Annotated in this window: 5 protein-coding genes and 1 pseudogene; 1 reads left to right on the top strand and 5 read right to left on the bottom strand. The window is 69.7% G+C overall.

Annotated features, from left to right (window positions below):
• Nucleotides 1-813 (bottom strand): NAD(P)/FAD-dependent oxidoreductase (locus tag TX88_RS29915; RefSeq protein ID WP_044523519.1); only part of this gene is annotated, 813 nt, incomplete at its 3' end.
• Nucleotides 814-861: 48 nt separating this feature from the next.
• Here TX88_RS29915 and TX88_RS29910 point away from each other — a divergent pair.
• Nucleotides 862-1,443 (top strand): type II toxin-antitoxin system RelB family anti-toxin, encoded by a 582-nt coding sequence (locus TX88_RS29910; RefSeq protein WP_044523517.1) that lies wholly within the window; start codon nt 862-864, stop codon nt 1,441-1,443.
• A 1-nt stretch (nt 1,444) separates the two neighbouring features.
• Here TX88_RS29910 and TX88_RS29905 read toward each other — a convergent pair whose 3' ends face one another.
• The 4 genes and pseudogenes from TX88_RS29905 to TX88_RS35450 all read right to left on the bottom strand — a co-directional run.
• Nucleotides 1,445-2,530 (bottom strand): bifunctional RNase H/acid phosphatase, encoded by a 1,086-nt coding sequence (locus TX88_RS29905; RefSeq protein ID WP_044523514.1) that lies wholly within the window; start codon nt 2,528-2,530, stop codon nt 1,445-1,447.
• Complete coding sequence (locus TX88_RS29900) at nt 2,527-3,255, bottom strand: zinc ribbon domain-containing protein (protein ID WP_044523511.1); 729 nt, start codon at nt 3,253-3,255, stop codon at nt 2,527-2,529. Before TX88_RS29900 ends, TX88_RS29905 begins: the two co-directional genes overlap by 4 nt.
• Nucleotides 3,256-3,307: 52 nt before the next feature.
• Entirely contained in the window at nt 3,308-4,441 is a 1,134-nt protein-coding gene (locus TX88_RS29895; RefSeq protein ID WP_044523508.1) for a Nif3-like dinuclear metal center hexameric protein, read from the bottom strand.
• Nucleotides 4,438-4,747: pseudogene (locus TX88_RS35450) on the bottom strand (aminotransferase class I/II-fold pyridoxal phosphate-dependent enzyme); the annotation flags it as partial. The pseudogene TX88_RS35450 and the gene TX88_RS29895, both read right to left, overlap by 4 nt.

The following is a 4,747-nucleotide window of genomic DNA, read 5'->3' as shown; positions in this document are numbered from 1 at the left end:
CAGGTCCCCCGCGGCGAACAGTCCGGGTACCGAGGTGCGGGCGAACGCGTCGACGACGAGGGCGTCCGCGGCGATCGGCCCGGGCGCCGAGACGGCACCGAGTTGTGCCGCCAGCGACGAGCGTTGATGCAGTGTGGCAGCGACGAGTGCCCCGCGCCTGGCCAGTTGCGTGCCGTCGGCGAACTCGACGGCCGCCAGTTGGCCGTCGTGCGCGACGAAGCGGGCGATCGGACGGTCGTCGACGCTGATTCCGGCCGCGTCCAACTGCTTGACCTGTGCGTCGTCCAGCCCGCTGTCCCCATTGGTGAGGACCACCAGATCCTCGGTCCAGCCGCGCATCATCAACGCCGAGTGCACGGCACGGTCCCCCTGGGCGACGACCGCGACCGGCGCGTCGCGCATCTCCCAGCCGTGGCAGAACGGGCAGTGGAAAACCGAAGCGCCCCATAGTCCTTCGAGGCCGTCGATGTTCGGCCCCCGATATTCCATGCCGGTGGCAAGCAGCACCGTCCTGGCCCGCTCTCGGGTTCCGTCGGCCAGCTCCAGCGCGAATCCCGACTCCCCGCGCACGACTTCGCCGGTGCGTACCTCCACCGTGGGGTAGGCGGCCAACTCGGCGCGGCCCGCCGCGTAGAGGTCGGCGGGTGGGCGGCCGTCGCTGCCCAGCAGACCGCCGATGCCGTGTGCGGCCAGGTTGCTCTGATTCCCCGCGTCGACCAGCAGTACCCGTCGCCGGGCCCGGCCCAGCACCAGCGCCGCACTCAGACCGGCCGCCCCGCCGCCGACGATGACGCAATCCCAGATGTTTTCCATGTCTTCGAGCTTGCCCAATCACATGGCAAAGTGCCAAGCTATTTTGCCATGGAGGCAAACGCTGCCGAGCCCGCCGACATCGACGCCCTGGTCCGCAGTCGCCTGCGGGAGTTACGGGCTCAACGGGGGCTCACCCTGGAAGACGTCGCGCGCCGCGCCCAGATCGACGTGTCGACCCTGAGCCGGCTGGAATCGGGCAAGCGTCGACTGGCCCTGGACCACCTGCCCCGGTTGGCCGCCGCCCTATCGGTGACCACCGACGAGTTGCTGCGCGCGCCACAGGCCGAGGATCCCCGGGTCACCGGCAGCTCACACACCCACCACGACATCACGTACTGGCCGTTGACCCGGCAGGGCCCGGCGGCCGGCTTGCACGCCTACAAGGTCCGGATCAGCGCGAAGCGCCGCAAGCCTCCCACCGAATTCCCCGTCCACGAAGGACGCGACTGGATGTACGTGCTGTCCGGACAGCTGCGCCTGATCCTGGGTGAGCAGGACTTCGTCGTCAACCCCGGTGAGGCCGTGGAATTCTCGACCTGGACACCGCACTGGTTCGGGGTGGTCGACGGACCGGTCGAGGCGATCACCATCTTCGGTCCGCACGGCGAGCAACTACACCTGCACGCCTGACCTACAGGTACGCGGTCTGGTTGACCAACCGGACCGAAGATCCTCCGTCGGCGTAGAACTCGGCGATCGACAGCGATGCCAGGTCCAGATGCAACCGGTACAGAATTCCCTCGCCGGCATCGAGCGCCAACCGCAGGATCGTCTTGATCGGGGTCACGTGGGAGACGACCAGAACTGTCGCCTCACCGTACTCGGAGATGATCCGGTCGCGGGCCCGGCGGACCCGGTCGGCCACCGCATCGAAGCTCTCGCCCCCGGGCGGCTCGACGCTCGTGTCCCGCAGCCAGCGCCGGTGCAGTTCCGGATCCCGTTGCGCGGCTTCGGCGAACGTAAGCCCTTCCCAGTCGCCGAAGTCCGTCTCGATCAGGTCGTCATCGACGCGGACATCCGCGCCGAGCGCCTTGGCCGCAGCCGTCGCCGTCTCATACGCCCGGCCCAGCGGCGAGGAGACCACCGCCGCAACGCCGCCGCGTGCCCCGAGATACCGCGCGGCGGCGTCGGCCTGCCTGCGCCCCTCCTCGGTCAACGCCGGGTTGCCACGGCCCGAATAGCGCCGGCTGATGGACAGTTCGGTCTGACCGTGGCGCAAGAGCAACAGCCGGGTGGGCGCCCCGGTGGCACCGGTCCACCCGGGTGCCGACAGTGCGGCCTTCTCGGCCTCCGCAGGTTTGTCGCTGACGATGCCCGCGGCCGCGTCCATGGCCTCGTTCGCCAGCCGGTCGGCATGGCTGTTGCGTTCCCGCGGGATCCACGCGTAGCTGACCCGTTCGAAGCCGGCGGCCAGCTCGGCGGCCCGGCGCTGCAGCGGAATCAGATCGGGATGCTTGACCTTCCAGCGCCCTGACATCTGTTCCACGACGAGCTTGGAATCCATCGACACCGCCACCTCGGCAGCGCCCAGCTCGGCGGCAGCCTCCAAACCGGCGATCAGCCCGCGGTATTCGGCGACGTTGTTGGTGGCCCGGCCGATCGCTTCCTTGCGCTCGGCCAGCACCGCGTCGTGGTCGGCGTCGAGCACGACGGCGCCGAAGCCCGCCGGTCCGGGATTACCCCGGGAGCCGCCGTCTGCTTCGACGAGTACCTTCACTGCTTGATCCGCAAGAGGATTGCCCCGCACTCGGGGCAACGCAGCACGTCGTCCTCGGCAGCCGCGGCGATCCGGGCGCTCTCGCCGCGGTCGATCTCGATCCGGCAGGCGCCGCAGCGCCGGCCCTGGAGCAGCCCGGCCCCCGCGCCGCCCCGGGCCCGCTGGCGTTCATAGAGATTGACGAGTTCAGGGTCGATGACGCTCACCAGCCCGTCGCGGCGAGTCACCGCCTGATGCTTGGCCTGGTCGATCTCCACCAGCGCGGCATCCCGGGCCCGCTGCGCCGCGGACAGAGCGGTCTGCAGGTCGTCGATGCGTTGCAGCGCCTCGGCCTGCTGGTTCGACAGTTCCTCGCGTCGTTCCATGAGCTCCAGCAGCGAATCCTCCAGGCTGGTTTGCCTGCGCTGCAACGTTTCCAGCTCGTGCTGGATCTCGGCGACCTGTTTGGCGCCCACCGTGCCGCCGTCGATCAGCCCGCGGTCGCGGTCCTCACGCTGACGGACCGAGTCGATCTCGCTCTCCAGCTTGGTCACCTGGGCTTCCAGGTCTTCCAGTGCGATACCGAGGACACCCACCCCGTCGCTGGCCCCGGCATGCGCCGCCTGCGCCTCGTCCACCTGCTGCTGTTCGCCCAGGTTCTTGGCGCGGTGCGCCAGGCGCCCGAGTTCGGCATCGACCTCCGTCAGCGCGAGAAGCGAACGTTGTTGTTTTACTTCGGCTTTCATGCCCTGACTTTCATGTAGCTGTAGTTTCCTGCGTTCATTTCGTCCGCTGCGGTCAGCACTCGACGTTCCACGGGTCGGTGCGCACCGACGACACCCGCACCTGCAGCGCATCGCCGAACTGTCTGTGCAGCACCCCCGCCGCCTGGGCGCACCAGAGGAATTCGGTGGCCCAGTGCGCCACGTCGACCAGCGCGACCGGTGAGGCCCGGCGGTGCTCGTCGGCCGGGTGATGCCGCAGATCCGATGTGACATAGGCCTGCACACCGGCCCGGGCCACCGTGCCCAGCAGTGAATCGCCCGCTCCCCCGCACACCGCGACCCGCGACACCATCGCGTCGGGGTCACCCGAGGTCCGCACGCCCCATGAGGTCGCCGGGAGTGCCGTCCGCACCCGGGATGCGAAGGCCGACAACGGGACCGGTCGGTCCAGCTCCCCGATCCGGCCGATTCCCACGTCACCGGGAATCGGGGCCAGGGCGAAGATGTCGAAGGCAGGTTCCTCATAGGGATGCGCGGCCCGCAGGGCGGACAGGATGGTCGCGCGCAGCCGTGACGGCGCGATCACCTCCACCCGGTCCTCGGCCACCTGCTCGACGGTGCCCACCTCGCCGATGGCCGGGGTGGCGCCGTCGTGCGGCAGGAACTGCCCGGTTCCGGCCACGCTCCAACTGCAGTGCGAGTAGTCGCCGATACGCCCGGCGCCCGCGTCGAACAGTGCCTCTCGCACCTTCGTCGCGTCCGAGGCCGGCACGAAAACCACCCATTTGTCCAGATCGGGACCCGAAGCCGCCGGCGACAGCACCGCGTCGACGGTCAGGCCCAGCGCCTCGGCCAGCGCATCGGACACCCCGGGCGAGGCCGCATCGGCATTGGTGTGCGCGGTGAACAAGGCCCGCCCGGTGCGGATCAACCGGTGGATCAGGGCGCCCTTGGCGGTGTCGGCCGCGACGGTGTCCACACCGCGCAGCAGCAGCGGATGGTGGGCCAGCAACAGTCCGCGTTCCGGTACCTCGTCGACCACGGCCTCGGTCGCATCGACTGCGATGGTCACCGATTCGACCGGCTCGTCGGGATCCCCGCACACGAGCCCCACCGAGTCCCAATCGTGGGCCAGCTGGGGCGGGTACGCCGCGTCCAGTGCGGCGATCACGTCGGTCAATGGCACCCCGACCGGTCGCGCGCTCATTGCAGCACCTCCGTCATGGCGTCGACCAGCGCGGGCCATTCCGGCCGCACCGCGGCGCGCAGGTAATTTTCCGGCAGGCCCACGAAAGTATCGCAACGGCGTACCGCAATGCTTTTGCTTTCCAGATGTTTTCGCATCAGCTCCGCGTCGGGCACCGTGAACAGCACAAACGGCGCGTCACCGGCCACCACGTGCAGTCCGAGCCCATCGAGCCCGGCGACCATCGCGCCCCGGAGCTCGGCGAGGCGCCGCGCCCCGGCATCGGCCTCGGCGACGGCCTCCGGGACCGCTGGGCCGCGGCGATCG

Origin of the sequence: Mycolicibacterium septicum DSM 44393 (genome assembly GCF_000455325.1) — a bacterium.
GTDB classification, from domain to species: domain Bacteria; phylum Actinomycetota; class Actinomycetes; order Mycobacteriales; family Mycobacteriaceae; genus Mycobacterium; species Mycobacterium septicum.
This window is presented reverse-complemented; position numbering and strand designations above follow the sequence as displayed.

What these genes read in the sequence shown, in the direction of transcription:
- TX88_RS29900 (WP_044523511.1), bottom strand. Translation starts at nt 3,255, where the DNA reads ATGAAAGCCGAAGTAAAACAACAACGTTCGCTTCTCGCGCTGACGGAG.
- TX88_RS29910 (WP_044523517.1), top strand. Translation starts at nt 862, where the DNA reads ATGGAGGCAAACGCTGCCGAGCCCGCCGACATCGACGCCCTGGTCCGC.
- TX88_RS29895 (WP_044523508.1), bottom strand. Translation starts at nt 4,441, where the DNA reads ATGAGCGCGCGACCGGTCGGGGTGCCATTGACCGACGTGATCGCCGCA.